At 42.4% G+C, this 20375-nt stretch carries 21 protein-coding genes and 1 rRNA gene; 7 read left to right on the plus strand and 15 right to left on the minus strand.

Features of this window, described 5'->3' with window-relative positions; genetic code table 11:
* The first annotated feature begins 1 nt into the window (after nucleotide 1).
* From rrf to FTU66_RS06800, 3 genes are all read left to right on the plus strand, one after another.
* Nucleotides 2–116, plus strand: a 5S ribosomal RNA gene (gene rrf, locus FTU66_RS06790).
* Nucleotides 117–450: 334 nt separating this feature from the next.
* Entirely contained in the window at nucleotides 451–1809 is a 1359-nt protein-coding gene (locus FTU66_RS06795) for an MFS transporter (protein WP_136144752.1), read from the plus strand.
* A 191-nt stretch (nucleotides 1810–2000) separates the two neighbouring features.
* Complete coding sequence (locus tag FTU66_RS06800; protein ID WP_178867010.1) at nucleotides 2001–3170, plus strand: PQQ-dependent sugar dehydrogenase; 1170 nt, start codon at nucleotides 2001–2003, stop codon at nucleotides 3168–3170.
* A 424-nt stretch (nucleotides 3171–3594) separates the two neighbouring features.
* On the opposite strand, the gene FTU66_RS06805 is transcribed toward FTU66_RS06800, so the two are convergent.
* The 4 genes from FTU66_RS06805 to ribF all read right to left on the minus strand — a co-directional run bounded on the left by FTU66_RS06805 (nucleotide 3595) and on the right by ribF (nucleotide 8517).
* Nucleotides 3595–4077: a peptidylprolyl isomerase gene (locus tag FTU66_RS06805; RefSeq protein ID WP_180112526.1), complete on the minus strand. Its 483-nt coding sequence runs from the start codon at nucleotides 4075–4077 to the stop codon at nucleotides 3595–3597.
* A complete protein-coding gene (gene lspA / locus FTU66_RS06810; RefSeq protein ID WP_180112527.1) occupies nucleotides 4070–4609 on the minus strand; it encodes a signal peptidase II in 540 nt (179 codons plus the stop codon). Before lspA ends, FTU66_RS06805 begins: the two co-directional genes overlap by 8 nt.
* Nucleotides 4602–7448, minus strand: a complete 2847-nt coding sequence (gene ileS, locus FTU66_RS06815) for an isoleucine--tRNA ligase (RefSeq protein WP_180112528.1) — start codon at nucleotides 7446–7448, stop codon at nucleotides 4602–4604. The genes lspA and ileS overlap by 8 nt, the downstream gene beginning before the upstream one ends.
* Before the next feature lie 67 nt (nucleotides 7449–7515).
* Nucleotides 7516–8517 carry a riboflavin biosynthesis protein RibF gene (gene ribF / locus FTU66_RS06820; protein ID WP_179997042.1) on the minus strand — a complete coding sequence of 334 codons (1002 nt, stop codon included), beginning with the start codon at nucleotides 8515–8517 and terminating at the stop codon, nucleotides 7516–7518.
* A gap of 207 nt (nucleotides 8518–8724) precedes the next feature.
* Between ribF and FTU66_RS06825 the strand changes: the two genes are divergently transcribed.
* Nucleotides 8725–9291: a 5'-methylthioadenosine/S-adenosylhomocysteine nucleosidase gene (locus FTU66_RS06825; protein ID WP_136144516.1), complete on the plus strand. Its 567-nt coding sequence runs from the start codon at nucleotides 8725–8727 to the stop codon at nucleotides 9289–9291.
* 79 nt (nucleotides 9292–9370) lie between these two features.
* Here FTU66_RS06825 and FTU66_RS06830 read toward each other — a convergent pair whose 3' ends face one another.
* The 9 genes from FTU66_RS06830 to ubiG all read right to left on the minus strand — a co-directional run bounded on the left by FTU66_RS06830 (nucleotide 9371) and on the right by ubiG (nucleotide 16348).
* Nucleotides 9371–10048 (minus strand): TetR family transcriptional regulator C-terminal domain-containing protein, encoded by a 678-nt coding sequence (locus FTU66_RS06830; protein WP_136144515.1) that lies wholly within the window; start codon nucleotides 10046–10048, stop codon nucleotides 9371–9373.
* A 419-nt stretch (nucleotides 10049–10467) separates the two neighbouring features.
* A complete protein-coding gene (gene argA / locus FTU66_RS06835) occupies nucleotides 10468–11814 on the minus strand; it encodes an amino-acid N-acetyltransferase (RefSeq protein WP_004974049.1) in 1347 nt (448 codons plus the stop codon).
* Nucleotides 11815–11959: 145 nt separating this feature from the next.
* Nucleotides 11960–12343 (minus strand): RcnB family protein, encoded by a 384-nt coding sequence (locus FTU66_RS06840; RefSeq protein WP_180112529.1) that lies wholly within the window; start codon nucleotides 12341–12343, stop codon nucleotides 11960–11962.
* A gap of 228 nt (nucleotides 12344–12571) precedes the next feature.
* Nucleotides 12572–12961, minus strand: a complete 390-nt coding sequence (locus tag FTU66_RS06845) for an RcnB family protein (RefSeq protein WP_180052144.1) — start codon at nucleotides 12959–12961, stop codon at nucleotides 12572–12574.
* Between the two features lie 245 nt (nucleotides 12962–13206).
* Nucleotides 13207–13362 (minus strand): hypothetical protein, encoded by a 156-nt coding sequence (locus FTU66_RS06850; protein ID WP_004974054.1) that lies wholly within the window; start codon nucleotides 13360–13362, stop codon nucleotides 13207–13209.
* Nucleotides 13363–13491: 129 nt separating this feature from the next.
* On the minus strand, nucleotides 13492–13911 hold the full coding sequence (locus tag FTU66_RS06855; protein WP_178867025.1) for a hypothetical protein: 420 nt from the start codon (nucleotides 13909–13911) through the stop codon (nucleotides 13492–13494).
* Nucleotides 13912–14117: 206 nt separating this feature from the next.
* Complete coding sequence (locus FTU66_RS06860; protein ID WP_004974058.1) at nucleotides 14118–14864, minus strand: YciK family oxidoreductase; 747 nt, start codon at nucleotides 14862–14864, stop codon at nucleotides 14118–14120.
* 69 nt (nucleotides 14865–14933) lie between these two features.
* Nucleotides 14934–15635 carry an HAD family hydrolase gene (locus FTU66_RS06865; RefSeq protein ID WP_179990219.1) on the minus strand — a complete coding sequence of 234 codons (702 nt, stop codon included), beginning with the start codon at nucleotides 15633–15635 and terminating at the stop codon, nucleotides 14934–14936.
* Nucleotides 15632–16348 (minus strand): bifunctional 2-polyprenyl-6-hydroxyphenol methylase/3-demethylubiquinol 3-O-methyltransferase UbiG, encoded by a 717-nt coding sequence (ubiG, locus tag FTU66_RS06870; RefSeq protein ID WP_004974063.1) that lies wholly within the window; start codon nucleotides 16346–16348, stop codon nucleotides 15632–15634. The genes FTU66_RS06865 and ubiG overlap by 4 nt, the downstream gene beginning before the upstream one ends.
* A 181-nt stretch (nucleotides 16349–16529) precedes the next feature.
* Here ubiG and FTU66_RS06875 point away from each other — a divergent pair, with 181 nt between their 5' ends.
* On the plus strand, nucleotides 16530–17150 hold the full coding sequence (locus tag FTU66_RS06875; RefSeq protein ID WP_004974070.1) for a thiol:disulfide interchange protein DsbA/DsbL: 621 nt from the start codon (nucleotides 16530–16532) through the stop codon (nucleotides 17148–17150).
* Nucleotides 17151–17264: 114 nt separating this feature from the next.
* On the opposite strand, the gene FTU66_RS06880 is transcribed toward FTU66_RS06875, so the two are convergent.
* A complete protein-coding gene (locus FTU66_RS06880; RefSeq protein WP_004974072.1) occupies nucleotides 17265–17921 on the minus strand; it encodes a TetR family transcriptional regulator in 657 nt (218 codons plus the stop codon).
* 204 nt (nucleotides 17922–18125) lie between these two features.
* On the opposite strand from FTU66_RS06880, the gene rph reads away from it, so the two are divergent.
* Nucleotides 18126–18842 (plus strand): ribonuclease PH, encoded by a 717-nt coding sequence (gene rph, locus FTU66_RS06885; RefSeq protein ID WP_004974074.1) that lies wholly within the window; start codon nucleotides 18126–18128, stop codon nucleotides 18840–18842.
* A 177-nt stretch (nucleotides 18843–19019) separates the two neighbouring features.
* Nucleotides 19020–19253 carry a hypothetical protein gene (locus FTU66_RS06890; RefSeq protein WP_179997043.1) on the plus strand — a complete coding sequence of 78 codons (234 nt, stop codon included), beginning with the start codon at nucleotides 19020–19022 and terminating at the stop codon, nucleotides 19251–19253.
* A 106-nt stretch (nucleotides 19254–19359) separates the two neighbouring features.
* Here the strand turns inward: FTU66_RS06890 and nadC are convergent, their stop codons facing one another.
* On the minus strand, nucleotides 19360–20205 hold the full coding sequence (gene nadC, locus FTU66_RS06895; protein ID WP_180112530.1) for a carboxylating nicotinate-nucleotide diphosphorylase: 846 nt from the start codon (nucleotides 20203–20205) through the stop codon (nucleotides 19360–19362).
* Between the last annotated feature and the right edge of the window lie 170 nt (nucleotides 20206–20375).

The raw sequence follows: 20375 nt of genomic DNA on the forward strand, positions 1-20375 counted from the left end.
TGCTGGCGACCATAGCAAGAGTGAACCACCTGATCCCTTCCCGAACTCAGAAGTGAAACCTCTTCGCGCTGATGGTAGTGTGGGGTTACCCATGTGAGAGTAAGTCATCGCCAGCTCATTATTCAAAGCCCCCTTGACATAAACGTCAAGGGGGCTTTTTTATACGGAAAGGAAAATATTAAGAAGAAAAGTAGAAGAAAGAAGTTTAAAACAATATATTTACAATAATAAATTATGTGAAAAATATAGCATATATCAAAATATCATAAATTACTGCAAGTCTATTTGGTCGAATTTATCTACAACTTTAGTCTAGGTTTTTAAGAAAATTAACCAGAGTTAAGTTTTTGCTGTAGACAAAAAGTGAATATTGATTCATTTTATATACAAAAGTGAATAACCATTCATTTTTTATAAAATAAAAAGCTCACAATTGGAGGTGAGGGAAAAATGACAGCAACAACAATGAATGTGAATGCTGTAGTGGATCAAGCAAAGTTTAAACCTTTTCATTTAAAAATTGTACTTTGGTGCGTATTTGTCGTTATTTTTGACGGTTATGATTTGGCGATTAACGGTGTGGCTTTACCACTACTGATGCAAGAATGGAATATGACGGCTGTACAGGCAGGTATGCTTGCGAGTACGGCACTGGCAGGCATGATGTTTGGCGCCATGCTGTTTGGCATGTTGGCAGACAAAATTGGCCGTAAAAATGTCATATTAATTTGTGTGACGTTATTTAGTGGCTTTACTTTTTGGGGCGGCTTTGCATCCAACCCAACAGAGTTTGGTATTTTACGTTTTATTGCAGGTTTAGGGATTGGCGGGGTATTGCCTAACCTCGTGGCTTTAACCTCTGAATATGCACCACAAAAAATGCGTAGTACCTTAGTTACCACCATGTTCAGCGGCTATGCCGTGGGCGGCATTATGGCAGCCTTACTTGGTGCATGGTTGACGCCTAGCTTTGGCTGGGAAGTGATGTTCTATATTGCGGGATTACCGTTACTTATTTTGCCTTTATTGTGGTTTTTCTTACCAGAATCTTTAACTTTTTTGGTGAAAAAACAGCAACATGAAAAAGCGCGTCACATCGTCCAGCAAATTAGCCCACAAGAAAATATCAGCCCACAAACACAATTTGTATTAAATGAAGTACAAACCGCAGATGCCTCAATTGCAGCCTTATTTCAAAATAACCGTGGCATGAGTACTTTGCTGTTTTGGTGCTGCTTCTTTATGTGTTTGTTGATGGTTTATGCTTTGGGCAGTTGGTTGCCAAAACTGATGATGGCAGCAGGTTATTCGCTGGGTAACAGTTTAATGTTCTTAATGGCGATGAACATTGGTGCTGTGATCGGAACCATCAGTGGCGGGATTTTAGCAGACCGTTTCCACTTAAAACCTGTGATTATTGGCATGTTTTTATTGGGCGCATTCTCTCTAGTGGGTCTAGGCTTTAATTCACCACAGCCTGTGATTTATTTATTGGTGGGCTTAGCAGGTGCTTCTGCCATTGGCAGCAGTATTTTATTGTATAGCTTTGTTGCTCAGTATTATCCACTTACGATTCGTTCTACAGGTATCGGCTGTGCTTCTGCAGTGGGGCGTGTCGGTGCGATTGTAGGCCCTATTATTATTGGCGTACTTTTGGGCATGGATTTACCACATAAAATGAACTTTTTGGCGGTGGCGATTCCTGCAGTGATTGGTGCAATTGCAGTAGCACTGATTCGTTTACAAAGTACATCACAGGTGGTGAGTGAGCCAAGCGTGGTTAAAAAAGCCAGCCGATCTTATAGTTAATTGATCGTTAGTGTTTTGGGACTTTGAAATTAAGGAGCATTGCTCCTTAATTTTTTGCCTATTCACTTTGTAGAAGATTTAAGTAAGAAAGTGTGTATCGCTACATTTCTACTGTGCACGAGGTACATTTCATTGATTATGATGTCTTGATTAGCACAAGCAAAGATTGAATGAATAGAGGAGCAATTAGGATGCTCAAGATAAATCGGCAATACTATGGATTTATATGTCTAGTTGTATTGGGTTTAACTACAGGGTGTAATGCGCAAGTTGAGCCGAAACAGAACACGGCTGCTTTAGAGTCAAAATCAACTTCTGCACAAAATTTACAACGCTATCAAATACAGCCAATTGCAGATTTTAATGAGCCGTGGGCATTGGCAGAATTACCCGATGGACGCCTATTAATTACAGAAAAAGCGGGGAAATTAAAACTTTTTGATCCAAAAACAGGTCAAAGCTTAGATGTTCAAGCTATCCCTGAAGTCGCCTATGGCGGACAAGGTGGTTTGGGTGACGTCATTTTAGATCCTGACTTTAAACAGAATCAGCAGATTTATTTAAGTTATGCCGAAGCGGGTGCGGGTGGTTACGGTGCAGTCGTGATTCGGGGCAAGCTTGTATTAGATGCCAAACCCACGCCAAAACTCACCCAAATTCAAAGAATCTGGCAGCAAGTGCCGAAAGTATCGGGACAAGGACATTATGCGCATCGTATAAAGTTTGGTGCAGATGGCAAATTGTGGATAAGTTCTGGTGAGCGACAAAAGTTTGAACCTGCTCAGGATTTAAAATCTAATTTAGGCAAAATTTTGTGTCTAAATGCAGATGGCACAACCCCTTTAGACAATCCATTTCAAACACATGGAGAGATTGCCAAGCAAGTCTGGAGTTTGGGGCATCGCAACCCTTTAGGCATGGCATTCGATTCTACAGGGCAGCTTTGGGTTGCAGAAATGGGACCTAAAGGGGGTGATGAGTTGAATCTGATTGCCAAAGGCGAAAACTATGGCTATCCGTTGGTGTCGAACGGTGATCATTATAATGGTTTGCCAATTCCAGACCATGCGACTCGTCCTGAATTTACAGCCCCAGTGCTGGATTGGACGCCTGTCATCTCTCCCTCAAGTTTGATGTTTTATACGGGAGATGTATTTCCACACTGGAAGCATAAAGCCATTCTTGGTGGTTTATCTTCAAAAGCAATTATTGTGGTGGATACGCAAGCACAGCCTGTTCGGGAGTTACAGCGTATCGAGATGGGTCAGCGGATTCGTGGCGTACTTCAAGCACAGGATGGCAATATTTGGGTGATTGAAGATGGTCAATCTGCCAGATTGCTTAAATTGGTGGCTCCATAAAATAAATTTCTTCAGGTCTAAACTTATTTCAAAGTAGGACAAAAAACAAATAGAAAAAAGCCCCAACATCATGTCGGGGCTTTTTCAGATTTATGTTTAGGTATTACTCCTGTTATACCTTTCAGCGTCCTGCCGTTATATTATTTATTATTGTTATTCTTGCTTTTAGAAACATCCTGTTTCTGTATGTGTTAAATATAAAATGAAAGCTGATCTTTGCCTAGCGTCAATTTTCTGCAGTGCATGTAAGCTAAAACGTACAACGATATATCGGTAAAATATAGATCAATAAACTGGATTTATTTAATTTTAAGTATTTGATTATATTTAATAATTATCTTATTCAATAAAAAATCTCCCAAATTCATTTTCTTGTACTTGGGAGATTTGAACAGCAGAAAGATGCAGTAAGTATGCAAATTGATTACATCAACTTAATACCTTGTTGTCCTGCTGGGGTCACTCTTAAGATTTCAACTTCAAAGGTAATATTTTTACCCGCTAAAGGGTGGTTAAAGTCTACTTCAGTCACATCATCGTTGACAGATTTCACCACGCCATAGAGGCTTTGTTTGGCTTTATCTTCAAATTCAATCATGTGTCCTTCAACTGGATGTTGCTCAAATTTAACCGTATCAAAAGTTTGTACGTTTTCAGGATTCCATGGACCAAATGCTTCTTCAGGTGGAAGACTCACGGTACGACGGTCACCTGCACGTAAACCAAATAATGACTTTTCAAAACCAGGTAATAGGCTGCCATCGCCCATGACCAAACTTACAGGTTCAGCGCGGCTACGGGTGTTGTCAATTTCTACACCATTTTCAATGGCGACAGAAAAGTGCAACTCGACTTTTGAGCCATCTTCAATACGAGTTTCATCATTTGGATTAATAATTTCAGTCATGTTGCGCCTGCGCTCGTTCAATTCGGTGTTTTTCTAGGAAAAACGTATCAATTAACAGCAAAATTGTGCCAAGCGTGATGGCACTGTCTGCAATATTAAAGGCAGGGAAGTGGCTGTTGTTGTAGTACACGTGAATAAAATCGACCACGTAGCCAAGGCTGACCCGATCAATTAAATTCCCAATCGCACCGCCTAAAATCAAGGCAATCGCCAAAGGCAGTACGATGACATTTTTTGGCATACGCATCAGCCAAAATACAAAAATTACAGACACTAAACCTGCCAGTGAGGTAAAGAAATAACGTTGCCATCCACCTGCATCGGACAAGAAACTAAAGGCAGCGCCATAGTTATGCAGTAAAGTCCAATTCAAAAAGGGCAATACAGGCACAGGATCTGCGTAATTCAGATGCGATACTGCAATCCATTTGGTCCATTGGTCGAGAATAATCGCGACAATGGACAAGCCCACCCACCATAAATTATGTGGAAAGAACTGGAATAAGCCCTTTTTGTGTTGTGGATTAGGCATATTTTCTCTCTTCGCCTTGACCTGTTGGAAGGTTGATAATACAACGTGAGCACAAACCTGGATGTGCAGAATGTGTATTCACATCAGGGAGTACATGCCAGCAACGTACGCATTTTTCGCCATCTGCTGCAGAAACTTTCACGTTCAAGCCATCTAAATCAGAGGCTTCGCCTTGTGCAGCATCAAAGCTATTCACAATCACTTGTGAAGTAATCAGAACAAAACGCAGCTCATCGCCTAGTTTATCCAATACGGCTTTGAGTTCGTCATTCGCCCAAAGCTCAACTTTAGCAGACAGGTTGGAACCAACGGTTTTGGCAGTACGTGCAGCTTCAATGAATTTATTGACGGCAGATTTAACTGCAATTAGGGTTTGCCATTCCGCTTCTGCCAAGATGTTGGCTTCAGAAGCCACTGGAATGTCATACCATTCTGCAGTGAAGACATATTTTTCTGATTGCTCAGGAATGAGTGGCCATGCTTCTTGTGCCGTAAAGCTTAAGATTGGTGCCATCCAGCGAACGAAAGCCTGAACCAAGTGATACAAAGCGGTTTGTGCAGAATGACGTGCTTGTGAGTCGGCTTTAGTGGTGTACTGACGGTCTTTAATGATGTCGAGGTAGAAGCCACCCAAATCGTTAATACAGAAGTTGGTCAGCGCACTGGTTACGATATGGAAGTTCATATCTTCATAGGCTTGCTGAATGGTTTTTTGCACTTCTGCGGCACGTTGCAGGATGTATTGATCTAAAGCAATCAATTGATCTACAGGAAGCGCATCTGTCGATGGTTTAAAGCCATTTAAGTTGGCCAACAAGAAACGCAAGGTATTACGGATACGACGATAACCGTCTGATGCGCGGCTAAAGATTTCCTTACCTGCAGTCATTTCATAGCGGTAATCTGCAGATGCGATCCAGAAACGTAAGCCGTCTGCACCCATGTCTTTAATGATGTCTTGTGGGGTGATGATATTGCCCAATGACTTCGACATTTTACGGCCTTTTTCATCGACCACGAAACCGTGCGTTAACAAGCCTTTATATGGTGCACGTTCATTGATGGCAATTGAGGTCAGCAATGAAGACTGGAACCAGCCACGGTGTTGGTCTGAACCTTCAAGGTAAAGATCGGCAGGGTCTTGTAGTTCTTCACGCTCACGTAGTACAGCGTAGTGGGTTGTCCCTGAGTCGAACCATACGTCTAATGTATCGCGTACTGCATTGTAGTGCTCGGCATCATCACCAATGAAGTCTTTGGCTTCACGGTTATACCAACCATCAATCCCTTCTTGCTCGATCAGTTTTGCAACGTCTTCGATCAATTCAGGTGTGCGAGGGTGTAATTCGTTGGTGTCTTTGTGTACGAAGAATGGAATTGGCACACCCCAAGTACGCTGACGTGAAATACACCAGTCTGGACGGCCTTCAATCATGGCTTGAATACGGTTTTTACCCCAATCTGGCACGAAGCTGATCTCATTTTCGATCGCATTCAATGCACCTTGACGTAAACCTTGGTTATCCATGCTGATAAACCATTGTGGTGTGGCACGGAAAATAATTGGGGTTTTATGACGCCAGCAGTGCGGATAGCTGTGTTTGATTGGGTGATGTGCCCACAGCTTATTGTTTTCTGCCAAAGTCGCAATAATTTGTGGATTGGCTTTGTAGATGTGTTCGCCTGCAAAGATTGGTGCAGTAGGTAAATATACGCCATTGCCACCGACAGGATTGTCAACTTTTAGGTTGTATTGTAAGCCAACTTTATAGTCGTCCACACCATGTCCAGGCGCGGTATGTACTGCACCTGTACCGCTTGTTGCGGTCACGTGTTCACCTAAAATCACAGGTACTTGGCGTGCTTGAATCAGTGGATGTTGTAAGATCAGGTTTTCGAGTTTGTCACCTGTGAAGTCAGCCAATACTTCATAGCTGCTAAAGCCATAGCGTTCAGTTGCTGACAGTACCAATTCTTTGGCCAAAATAAAGTTTTGTGGTGCTTTTTCATCGGCACGTGCCTTCACCAATTGGTATTCAATTTCGGCATGTAATGCAACGGCTTGGTTCGCAGGTAAAGTCCACGGTGTTGTGGTCCAAATCACGATATCTGTTGCATCGGTAATTTGAACGCCCAAACGTGCAGATAAATCGGCTAAATCGACCACAGCAAAACCGACATCAATTGCATCGGATTTTTTATCTTCATATTCAACTTCGGCTTCTGCCAATGCAGAACCACAGTCCAAACACCAGTTCACAGGTTTAAGACCCGGTTCAATATGACCTGCTTTGGCAATTGCACCCAATGAACGCACGATATCGGCTTCTTGCTTGAAGTTCATGGTGAGGTAAGGATTGTCCCAATCACCAAATACACCCATACGCACGAAGTCTTTTTTCTGTAATTCGACTTGGGTGTAAGCATATTCGCGACAGGCTTTACGGAAAGTCGAAGCATCGACTTTTACACCCACCTTACCCACTTTTTCTTCTACTTTAAGTTCAATTGGTAAACCGTGACAGTCCCAACCTGGAACATAAGGTGCGTCATAGCCATCCATGACACGGCTTTTAATAATGATGTCTTTTAGGACTTTATTGACCGCATGACCTAAGTGAATTTGACCATTGGCGTATGGAGGGCCATCGTGAAGCACATATTTTTTCTTGCCAATACGCGATGCACGAATCTGCTGATAAATGTTGTCGGCATACCACTCTTCTAACCATTTCGCTTCACGTACTGCGAGATTTGCTTTCATTGCAAATTCAGTACCTGGGAGGTTTAGCGTGGCTTTATAATCCACTGCATTTTCAGGAGTTTGCTTATCGCTCATGCAAGTTGTCTTCCAGTTGAATCAGCCCATGGACTGACGCGTTTTACATTAAATATTCAGGGTAAAATTAAAAAGGGAAATCGGGATGATCTTGTCGAAATTCAAGAAGTTTTTCAACATCATCATCAATTCCCGCTTTGAGTGCTTCAAGCGAAGGGTAATTTTTTTCGCCATGTAAATAGTTTAAAAATGTGACCCGCATTAATAAGCCATACAGATTAGCAGAAACATTGGGGAAATGTACTTCTAATCGCCATTCGGGCTGTACTTGTTGGATGGCTGGGCGCGTACCCACATGCCCTGCACCAAACAGACTGTTCGGGCTGTAGCCTGCAACACCCGTTTTGTGAGGATGATCGTGTTTGACTTTTTCGCTTAAAGCGGTGGTTTCACAGACCACTTCAACGCCATAAATGCCATTTAAGCAGGGTTTATGGCGGTTTAAGCGTACATTAATGGTTGGAAAATCAAGTGTGCGACCAATTTGATCGCCATATTGGACGCGCCCTGTAATGCTATATGGGCGTCCAAGCAGTTTGGCTGCCAGTGCCAAATCACCTGCTTGTAAGGTTTGACGAATACGAGTTGAGCTAACACGCTCACCATTTAGTTCAATGGTGTTTAAATTGGTGACCTGAAAGCCATAGTTGCGCAAAAACTCGCTATTGCCTTGGCGGTTTTTACCAAAATGGAAGTCATCACCCAAGACCAAATGCGAGGCATTCAGGGTATCTTTTAAAAGTTTTGCAAAGGCTTCGGCGCTTAAACTGCGGAAATGATTGTCAAATTTCGCTACTGCAATGTAGTCGATGCCCAATTCAGTCAGATATTCGACTTTTTCCCGCAACGAGCTGATGCGTGGTGGAGCATCGTAGCCTTTAAAAAATTCCAGTGGTTGAGGTTCAAACAGCATCACCACGGTTTTGAGTTGTTGCATAGCAGCAACTTCTTTGAGCTGTTGAATCATCGCCTGATGACCGACATGCACACCATCAAAATTGCCAATGGTCACGGCAGTTTGGGCGAGGTCGGTGGTTGAAGATAAAGCATTCAGGCGGAGCAGCTGCATGATCGGATGAAAGTTGAAAATTTGTAAGGGCTATATATTGCCATATTCTCGCGCTTTCGTCTTGCTGTTGTGTTTTTAACCTGAAAAATTATCTGAAAATCAGGCAAAATCCGACTATTTGAGCGCTAAAGGTGAACTGGATTTGCACCGCGTCAGATTTTCTTTTCTAATGTGCCCAGTTTCAATGATCTGTACGAGTAAATAGTGATGAATTCTGATTTCGCTTTAATTATGGCATTGCCCAGTGAGTCTAAAGGCTTGTTTGAGCAGGCTGGGATTCAGGTGCATTACAGTGGCATTGGCAAGGTCAATGCTGCATTTAAAGCCTTTGAAGTGATTCAAAAGACAGGTTGTAAAACTTTATTGAATTTAGGCACAGCTGGCAGCTCACATTTTGATGCACATGCTTTGGTGGAAGTCTGCCAGTTTGTGCAGCGCGATATGGATGTTTCTCCGTTGGGTTTTCAGGTGGGGGTCACGCCAATGGATCAGGAACATCCTGCAGAAATTCATTTGGAACGCTATTTTGAGCATTTGCCAAGTGGTATTTGTGGTACGGGGGATAGCTTTGAAACGGGTACGCCCAAAGTACCGTGTCAGTTGGTTGACATGGAAGGCTATGCGATTGCCAAAGTCTGTAAAAAATTAGGGGTGCGGATGCTGTCGGTGAAATATATTACCGATGGTGCCAATGATACAGCGCATTTAGACTGGGAAGAAAACTTGTTGTTGGGTGCGCAAAAACTATTGTCTTTGTATCAGGGTCTTAAATAATATCGTTGCCAAAACGCCACGACCCTAGTCATAACTAGGGTCGTGAGTAAAAGTGCGTATCTTAGTTAGTGCTGTGCAATTAGTCTTCTGATTCTTGTTCAGGTGTGGCAGTGACCACAGCGGCTTGAGGTGCATCCACTTCGTCCTGACGCGGCATAATACCGTAGAGCATCATGTGAACTGTATGTTGCAAGACACGTTGCAACATGCTGCGGTTGCGCAGGGTTTTACCTGTCACCATTTCCATTTGCGTTGCAAAGTCGGCATAGTTTTGGGTAATCGCCCAAATATTCAAAATAAGCAACTCAGGATCAATCTGCTTAGACAGTTTGCCTTGCTCTTGCCACATGGTAATGACTTTGGCTTTGCGTTTGACCAGTTTTTTCAGAGGGCCTTTTAAAATTTCCTGAATATGTGGCGCACCTTGAATCACTTCTAATGCAAATAGACGTGATGCTTTCGGCTGAGTACGTGAAACCTCAATTTTCTGCAGCAGATAATTGGTAATTGCTTCATCAGGCTCGAGTTCAGCTTCGAGCATTTGCAAAGGTGCAAGCCATTTTTGTAGTACTGTAGTTAGTACTTCAACATATAAGGCTTCTTTATTTTCATAATAATAGAAAATATTCGACTTATGCATCTCTGCAATTTGTGCGATTTCATCCAAACTTGCGCCGCTAAATCCGTATAAAGAAAATACGTCGAGTGCAGCATTGAGAAGCTGATGGCGTTTTTGTGTACTCTTTTTTTGTTCCATTCGTAATTTTAAAACAATGAAAAAAGGGAATTATTAATTGTACGGCAAATCATCAGGCTTGTGCATCTTTTAAAGATGTATTTTTAAAATATTTTTAGTTTATTCTGTAGTTTAGCTATGCAATCAATCAAAAAACCAATTAGGGTTGGGGAGTATATTTGCTCATGTATTTTCTGACTAAATGATTAGCGTTTGTTGATTTTATTTATAAATGGTAAAAGTGAAGTTTTCTTCTGTCTTGTATCAATTTTATTTAAAAAAACTAAACAGTGGTGTGAGTGCTGCCAATTTTGATCATCCCTACACTGCCGTGCTGACAGGTATAGGTGTGATGACCTGATTTAATCGGCAGCATGTTCCACGTGAAACATTTCTGGGTTTTGATTGTGCTGTGTCATTCAGCGTACCAAAAGTTTCGCTTAGAGCCGTTTTTTACACACAATTGAGTTGCGTTGATAGTTATATAAAGCCTGACGTGCATCGGGTAAATCATCGACACTGGCAGGTGCAAAGCCCTGTTCTAAAAACCAGTGTGCGGTGCGAGTGGTTAAAATAAATAATTGCTGAATACCCATGGTTTTGGCTTTATCTTCTAAATAATCCAGAATTTGGCGACCACGGTTGGATTTACGATAAGCAGGATGCACCGCGACACAGGCAATTTCGGCCGACTTGAGTTCATGACCTGTGGTCGGAATGGGGTACAAGGCGGCACAGGCGAGAATCATGCCGTCACGTTCAATCACTGCAAATTGTCCAATTTCATTTTCCAGACGCTCACGTGAACGATATACCAACACGCCTTCTTCTTCTAAAGGACGTAATAAACGAATCAAACCGCCTACATCCTGAATATTGGCCGTACGCACTTCTTCATAATGTGCATCACTCACCATCGTCCCTGAACCATCACGGGTAAACAGTTCTTCGAGTAAAGCACCATCGTAGGCATAGGAAATGAGATGTACCCGATGTACGCCGTTTAATGAGGCATCTTGGGCTGCATTTAAATGTAAAGCTAGTTCGGGATGATGTCGCTGAGCATCTTCAATATATGGATTTAAATGTTGCGGATGAACTTCACGTTGCAATTGACCTTCAGCATTTTGCAAACCGTGTTGTGCGCCTAAGAAAATCAGTTTGTCAGCTTTTAATTGAATGGCAGTTTTAGTTGCCACTTCTTCAGCCAACAAGTTAAACACTTCACCTGTGGTGGAATAACCTGTTGGACCGAGCAACACAATATTATGATTTTCTAAATGGCGTTGAATGGCATCGACATCTACAGTGCGGACTTCGCCAGTCAGTTGATAATCGACCCCATCACGAATGCCATACGGTTTGGCGGTGATAAAGTTACCCGACACCACATCAATCCGTGCGCCGTACATAGGGGAGTTAGCTAGCCCCATCGACAATAAGGCTTCAATTTGCAGGCGAATTGAACCGACAGCATTCATGACACACGATAAAGATTCACGAGTGGTGACACGACGTTGCAAATGAAACGGTGTATCAATTTGGCTGAATTTTAAGTTTTGATTAATTTGTGGACGCGCACCATGTACCAAAATCAAACGAATACCAAGCGAGTGTAGTAGGGCAATATCATGAATAATGTGCTGAAAGTTTTCATGCAAAACCGCTTCACCATCGAACATAATCACAAAGGTTTTATTGCGGTGGGCATTGATATAAGGCGCAGAATGTCTAAACCAATGCACATATTGTAAGGTTGTGCTGTGCGGGTTTTCAGTTGGAGTCATTCGTTGGCCTGCTGTAATGATCGATGGTGCTGTCTTTGATTCTAATCAAAAAATTCTGCAGCGGAAGACTAAATATAAAAAAACACCTGAATGGTGCTTCAGGTGTTGTGGAGAAATGCTATTTTTCAGCTCAGGCTGAACGGTTTTAGCCAATAATACGAATAATACGCTGGGTGCGCTCATTAATCAGCACATAGTCACCGTTGACTTTATACCACTGCTGATAACGACCTGTGTTGGGTAAACGACGTGCTTCACGATCACTGACTTTGTAGTGGTTCGCATCATATCCGCGTGGGAGGTTTTGACCTACACGCCAGTCACGACTTGGATTCACGCGTTTTTGATCATAACGCTTTTGTTCCCACTGTGCATGATGACGTGGATTGTCCCAGCGCTTGTCTTGATGTTTATATGCTGCACTCGCTTGATGACGACGATCATCATAACGATGGTCGGGTGCTGCCATGGCCGATGTTGCCATGATTGCGCTTAAAGACAGTGCTAAGGTGCTGAGTAATTTTTTCATGGGATTTACCTTCAGTTTTAAATATGGGTTGATGTGTTCAAATTAATCAAATACTCAAGATAAACGATGGTGGAAATTGAGGTGAATTGTGAATTTTATGGAGAAAACAAGGAGAGCTCGAGCGGGATATTTCACAACAATAAGATGAGTGTGAGCATCATCCTATAAAAAAGCCCAAAGTGGACTTTGGGCTATGGATTTAGAGCTTGTGTATGTACAGCAGTAGGTCTATAAACCTGCGATACGCAAAATCTGGTGATTTTCGACATCGACCAAAATGTAGTCTTGGTTGATTTTATACCATTGTTGTTTGCGTTCAGGGCGGGGCAAGTTATGTTCCTGATAATCGACTTTATAACCATTGCCACGATAATGCTGCGGCATGACATAACCCGTTTGCCATTTATGTTGCTGTAGACGTTTTACACCACGTTCTTCACGCATGCGGCGTTTGTCTTGCATACGCTCTTCAGCATCGGCACGAAATTCACGTTTATTGTGTGCTTGGTGACGAGGATGGTCAGCAGAGTCTCGATCAAATTGAGGAGCGGCAGTTGCAAAATTGCTGCTTAGTAAAGCACTGAAAGACATTGCCAGAACTGTCAAAATCTTTTTCATGTAAACCCCTCATTCTCTCATCTTGATATCACAGTTCATACTTTAACCATTAAATGCAGAGAAACTGTGAAGAAAGCACATGAATTTTTTAAATACGCTCTGCAGGATGCGGCATGGTATAGATTCTATTATGCGACAAAATACGAAATTTAGCAGGTATAGCTCAGAAAAATAGGCTAGATGATTTTTGTTGTACTCAGGAAAGGATGAGGCATCACCATAGCAGCGTACTGCTATGGTCTGCTTTAGTTCCAATGTTCAGTTAAGCCTTGTAAAGATTGCACAGCGATGGCAACACATTCGGCTGTTTCACGATCATCCAAAGCCACAATTAAATGCTGACCTAATTGCAAGCTTTCAATACTTTGAATCACGGCAGTTTTACGTTGAATATCAGTCATCACAATTTACCTAATGCTTGTTGTGGAGATGCATCAAGCATAGGTGATGTATGTAATTTGTAAAACCGTTTAATTTTATAAAATCAATTCAGCAAAACGATTAACACCCCCCGTTGCCGTGATTTTTGCTTAATAGGCGTAGTTTAAGTCGGTATAGTCGGTGAGTGATTTTTGAATATGTGCATTAATAAATTCACGTACATCTTCAGCTGTCATCGGTGCACCTTGTTTTGTAATCACGTGTTCAATTTCAGGTTGCCCTTCAATTTTAATACGATAGACAAAGTTTTTAACCACGTGATAGCGATCATCCAACTTTTCAATGCCAGTGACATAGTGGTAAGCGTGTTCAAAATTGAGATCGGTATGTGAAAACACAAACTGATCAAACAGTTTGATTTTCTGACCGTTGTCGAGTGCCTGAATGTCATCTACGATGCTGGCTTCAAACTTCATGCCATATTTTTCAGAAATAGGCTGACCATCAATCAATAAAGACACCATACCATCTTCAAGTGGTGTCACGGTGATGTTGTTTAATTCAGTCATGTTGCTCTCTGCATCGTTGAGGTTGAATTGAAATGTGAAGCATGGCAATCAGGCTTTGTGCTGCCAAAAATAGGCAGGGTAGAAACCTGAAGATGCTTGTGCGATGCCATTTTACCGCAAATCCATGCGCAAAAATTGGCAATATGCTAGGTTAAGTCCATAAAAAAGGAAGCAAGCGCTTCCTTTCTTCGGATCAAACCACAGGACTAATCCTGTGCATCAATACTTTGACCATTCATGTGCAAGCTGTCATCGCCCATTAAATATAAATAGGCAGGCATGATGGCATCGGGTGTAGGTAAAGTTTTTGGATCTTCATCAGGATAGGCTTTGGCACGCATGGCAGTGCGGGTTGCACCCGGGTTAATGCAGTTGTAGCGAATATTTGGATGCACCTGTTCTTTGGCAAATAACTGGCTCACCGCTTCAATTGCAATTTTAGACACCGAATAAGCACCCCAGCGTTCACGTGCTTCACGACCTACACCTGAACTGGCAAACACGACTGAAGCATGTTCCGATTTTGCCAAAAGTGGTAATAATTCCTGAGTGAGTACAAATGGCGCACGTAAATTCACTGCCATGACGTCATCCCAAACATCGGCAGGGTAATTTGCCAACTCAGTCCGTTCGCCTAAAATGCCTGCATTATGCAAAATACCATCCAAACGTCCGAATTGTTTGTCTAGGGTATCGACCAGTAATTCATAATCTCGTGGTGAAGCACTTGAAAGCTGCAGCGGCAAAATAGCAGGTTGTGGTGCGCCTAAACTTTCGATTTCATCATAAATCACTTCAAGTTTATTTAAGGTACGACCATGCAGCACTACGGTTGCTCCGTGTAGCGCATAACTGAGGGCAGCCGCTCGTCCAATACCATCACCCGCACCTGTGATCAGGATAATACGATCTTTGAGAAGATCGGGGCGAGGTTGATATTCTGAGTATTTCATGGGCATCCCTCCTGTTCATTTCTTATTGCTTATGGGTTGAGTTTCATGTCATCGCTTTACAGGACTGATTCAAGCATTGGCACTGCTGTTTTGCGTTGCAGCTTGCAGCACCAATTTGTCTAAAACCGTATGTAATTCAGTCACTGAATCCACTATACAATCTGCTTGCCATGCTGTTAAGTCATCTTTGTGTTGCAAGGGTAAATAACCGTATGCTGCCAAAATGGTATACATATTGGCGTTACGACCTGCATCGATATCACGTGGATGATCGCCCACATAAATACAATGTTCTGGGGCAATTTCAATCTGTTTGGCCGCCAAATACATAGGTTCTGGGTCTGGCTTGGTACGGCTAACATCTTCAGGGCAGACCAAAACTGCACAGCGTTCAGTTAAATTCAGTGCTTTGAGCAGTGCTTCGCTGAGCCAGCGCGGTTTATTGGTGACAATACCCCACGGAATTTGACGCTGTTCCAACGCATCAAGCAGTGGATACATGCCTTCAAACAGATCAGTTTCGACTGCAATATCTGCGCCGTACAGGTCTAAAAAGCGTTGTCGATGCGCAAGAAATACAGGGTCATCTACTTCAAGTTCTGGATAGACCAATTTGACCATCGCCCGTGCACCTTCAGACACCTGCGTGCGAATGGCTTCTGCTGCCACAATCTCACAGCCTTTATCGTGGCACATGTCTTGAATGATGCGAATAAAATCTGCAGCGGTATCAATTAAGGTGCCATCGAGGTCGAATAAAACGGCTTTCATTCTGTTGCCTCATTGACCGTGTAAACCATGTAGTTCACATCAACATTAGGTGCCAACCAATAGCGTTTAGTCAGTGGGTTGTAGTGTAAACCCGTCATATCTTTAAGTTTTAAACCCGCTTGGCGAATGTCGTGTGCCAATTCAGACGGTTTAATAAATTTATGATAATCGTGTGTGCCTTTGGCTAACATGCGCAGCACGTATTCTGCCCCAATAATGGCAAATAGGTATGATTTAGGGTTGCGGTTAATGGTCGAGAAAAATACATGACCGCCCGGCTTGACCAGTTTTTGGCAGGCTTGAATAATCGAGGCCGGATCAGGTACGTGCTCTAACATTTCCATGCAAGTCACCACATCGTATTGACCAGCTTGCTCATCTACCAATTGCTCAACAGGAATTTGGCGATATTCAATATTGTGTACGCCTTCTTGTTCTGCATGCAGGCGTGCCACGTTTAAAGGTGCTTCGCCCATATCAATTCCAAGCACATTGGCACCGCGACGAGCCATGCTTTCTGCCAAAATACCACCACCACAGCCGACGTCTAGCACTTTCTTGCCTGCCAAGCCGCCTGCGTGCTCATCAATCCAGTTTAAGCGCAGTGGATTAATCATGTGCAGGGGACGGAACTCGGAATGCTGATCCCACCATATGGCTGCAAATGCTTCAAATTTGGCAATTTCTTGTGGATCAACATTCAAATGCGACATGGGTGCCACCTCAATTGGGTCGTGATAATTGGAAAAATAGATATAAACCCTAGTGTAGCGTTAATTCTAAAAAAAGCGATAAAAGCTGTAAAAAAGTTCACAGAAGGAAAACGAAATCAGCATAATTGATTTATAGTGTTGCCATACACTAAACAGAATGATTTAGAGGATTATAAACGCAATGAAAAAATTCCTTTTAGGTAGTTTGGCAACTGCCATCTTTGCTATTTCTGGTAGCACTATGGCGGCAAATTTTGTAGCAGGTAAAGATTATAGCGTTGTCGCCAACCCGGGTAAGGTTGATGTACCAGGTAAAATTGAAGTGCGTGAGTTCTTTTGGTATGGCTGTGGTCACTGCTTTACTTTAGAACCATATATGCAAACATGGTTACGCCAGTTACCTAAAGATGTGAATTTTGTGCGTACTCCTGCAGCCATGAATCCTGTTTGGGAAATGAATGCACGTGGTTATTATGTGTCTGAAGCTTTGGGTGTGCGCAAGAAAACTCACTTGCCACTTTTCCATGCCATTCATGACAAAGGTCAGCAAATTTTTGACCAACAATCACAAGCTAAATTCTTTGTGAAATATGGTGTACCTGAAGCGAAATTTAACAGCATGTTTAACTCGTTTGCGATCACCTCTAAAATTTCACAAGCTAAACAATTGGCGCGTCAGTACCAATTGACAGGTGTACCTGCGGTGGTGGTGAATGGTAAATATATCGTTCAAGGCGATAACGGCAAAGTGATTCAAGTAGTGAACTACTTGGTTGATCAAGAGCGTAAAGCTAAGAAATAAGCAGATGCAATAACAAGATGATGCAAGGCTGAATCAGCAGCGCATCGCTAAAAACCGCAATGATTGCAACGTCATTGCGGTTTTTTTATTGCAGGTTAAAAGTGTGTTGTATGTTTAATCTGCGACAGGCTGCGGACGTTGCCAGTGGCAAATGCCACGAAATAATAAATGTACTTGAGTAATGGTTTGTTGAATAAAACGCTGCTGTTGTTCAGGTAATTTTTCGGCTTCAAATTGGCGTTCTAAACCAATCCAGCTCATTGCCCAATTTAACGATAAATTAATTAAAATATTGGCCAGAATGTGAAAATCTTCAGCATGCTGAAAATGTTGTACGCTTTCGACCCGTTGTAAATCATTAGCTAAATCTTCAATTAAAAAATCAATTTCACGGGCGATGGCTTGCCGTAAAATGGTCGAACCGCCCCAGCGTTCGGCAATTAAAAAAATCCATTGTTGTGGATGTTGATCGACAGATTTAAAAAATAGGGTCAATGCCTTTTCGGTCTGTGCATCGGGTTGGTATAAATAAGCTTGTCCCAACTGATACAAAATACCTTTAATGTGCAAGGCAACTTGATCGACCAAATCTAGCCCCAACTCATCCATATCTTGAAAATGCCGATAAAATGCGGTGGGCACCAGTCCAATCTGTCGTGAAATTTCTCTTAAGCTAATGCTGCTAAATGCACGTCCTGCGCTGCTGAGTTGCAGCACTGCATCCATAATTGCCTGACGACTTTGTTGTTTTCGTTCTTCCCGAATCGACATTGTATTTCCTGATTCTGCCAGTGCCGCGCAGTCTAACAAAAACCTGTGTTTCACGATAATACTAAAAGATGAATGAAGCCACTTTGTAAAAATACAGGCAAAATTTACCGAAACAGCACACGTCAAGCTTTGGAAAAGCGACCTGCGCTGTGGCATCTGTTATACTTGCGGGCAATTTATTTGAGCCAAAAATAAGGACACATTATGCGTATTGACCAACGAGCTTTAGATCAATTACGTGAGGTAAAAATTACCCGTAACTATACTCGCTATGCTGAAGGTTCAGTGTTGGTAGAGTTTGGTCATACCAAAGTTTTGTGTACCGCAAGTATTGATAACTCTGTACCGCGCTTTTTAAAAGGGCAGGGACAAGGTTGGGTAACTGCAGAATATGGCATGTTGCCACGTTCAACTCATACCCGTAGTGACCGTGAAGCGGCGCGTGGTAAACAAAGCGGACGTACACAGGAAATTCAGCGCTTAATTGGTCGTAGCTTGCGTGCCATGGTCGATTTGAAGAAACTGGGTGAAAACACCATTACCATTGACTGCGATGTGATTCAGGCCGATGGCGGTACCCGTACTGCAGCCATTACAGGTGCAGCAGTGGCATTGATTGATGCTATGAATGTGTTGCTGGAAAAGAAAAAAATTAAGCATGACCCATTAAAGGGTTTGGTGGCTGCAATTTCTGTGGGCATGTACCAAGACCAAGTGTTATTGGATTTGTGCTATGAAGAAGATTCAAATTGCCAAACTGATTTAAACGTGGTGATGACACAAGCAGGTGAATTTATTGAAATTCAGGGTACTGCTGAAGATAAGCCGTTTAATCGTGTGCAATGTAATGCCATGTTGGAAATGGCAGAAAAAGGTATTCAGGAATTGGTAAAAAAACAGCAGCAAGCTTTAGGTTGGTAAGCTAAGCTTTTTGATGTTTTTCTGCTGTTTAAGAGCGCATCTTCGGATGCGTTTTTTTATGGATGAGATTTAGATTGCGATAGGAAGCGTGAAGCAAAAAGCTACAATATTGCAGGATGCGTTCTTTTAAGATGGAAAACTGTATGCAAAGAGCCTGAATGAAAAGAGGAGGAAAGCATGAAACTATTGATTATTTTAATGTCTGCCATGATGTTGTTTTTAACTGCATGTGATTCACGTACTGAGCGTGAAAATGAAGACAATCGTAGTGTACTCGGTCAAGCTTCTGACAACGACAACGACAACGACAACGACAACGACAACGACAACGACAACGACAACGACAACGACAACGACAACGACAACGACAACGACAACGACAACGACAACGACAACAAGGACGATGATTAAATTCAAAATTGAGGCATAAAAAAAGGAGGCTCATTTGCCTCCTTAAAATCAATTTTTGGAAAAAATTAAGGGTGCAGATTGCACCCTTAATTTTAAAAGTAATCGTTTACGCATTAAAACGCATTGATAAATCCACAGCTTTGACATCTTTGGTTAAAACACCCATCGAAATATAATCTACGCCTGTACTAGCCACTTCACGTAAATTTTCAATGGTGATGTTGCCCGACGCTTCAAGTTTACAACGACCTGCCACATGCTTGACCGCATCAATCATTTGTTGCTGGCTAAAGTTATCCAACATCACAATATCAGCTTTGGCTTCAAGGGCTTGATTTAGTTCATCCCAAGTTTCCACTTCAACTTCTACAGGTTTGCCCGGAGCAATGGCATGTGCTTTGGCAATTGCCTGAGTAATGCCGCCTGCTGCCATAATGTGATTTTCTTTAATCAAAAAGGCATCAAATAAGCCTAAACGATGGTTTTGTCCACCACCGACCGTGACAGCATATTTTTGTGCAATGCGTAAACCCGGTAAGGTTTTACGGGTATCTAGCAGTTTGGTATTTAAGCCTTCAAGTTGTTGCACATAGGCTGCGGTTTTAGTCGCAACAGCAGACAGGGTTTGCACAAAATTCAGCGCAGGGCGTTCTACCGTTAACAGGCTGCGTGCAGAACCTGCCAATTTCAAAAAGGCTTCATTGGCAGCAACGTGGTCGCCATCATTTTTTAACCACGTGACTTGCACATTGGCATCGTATGCTTGAATCAGGGCATTTACCCACGGTTGACCTGCCAAAATCATGTCTTCACGGCTAATAATGGTGGCAGTGGCCTGCTCATCTTCAGGGGTCAATAATGCGGTAATATCACCATCGCCAATATCTTCATGCAAGGCTTGCTGAATATTGATTTGGATGGATTGTTCAAGCAAAGCTGGAGAGATGCTCATAAGATTTTCCGTGTCGATCTTGCCCATGAAAATTGCGCGTTATATTAACACTGTTCTGCGTCAGGATGTGTTTTTTAGCCACGTTCGGGTGTAATTTAAGATGTTCATTGTCACGCGTTGGCATTAAACTGAAATTTCTGTTCTATTTTTCTATTCTAATGGTTTGGGGA

It is taken from the genome of Acinetobacter sp. YH12131 (genome assembly GCF_013418635.1).
Classification (GTDB): Bacteria; Pseudomonadota; Gammaproteobacteria; order Pseudomonadales; family Moraxellaceae; genus Acinetobacter; species Acinetobacter towneri.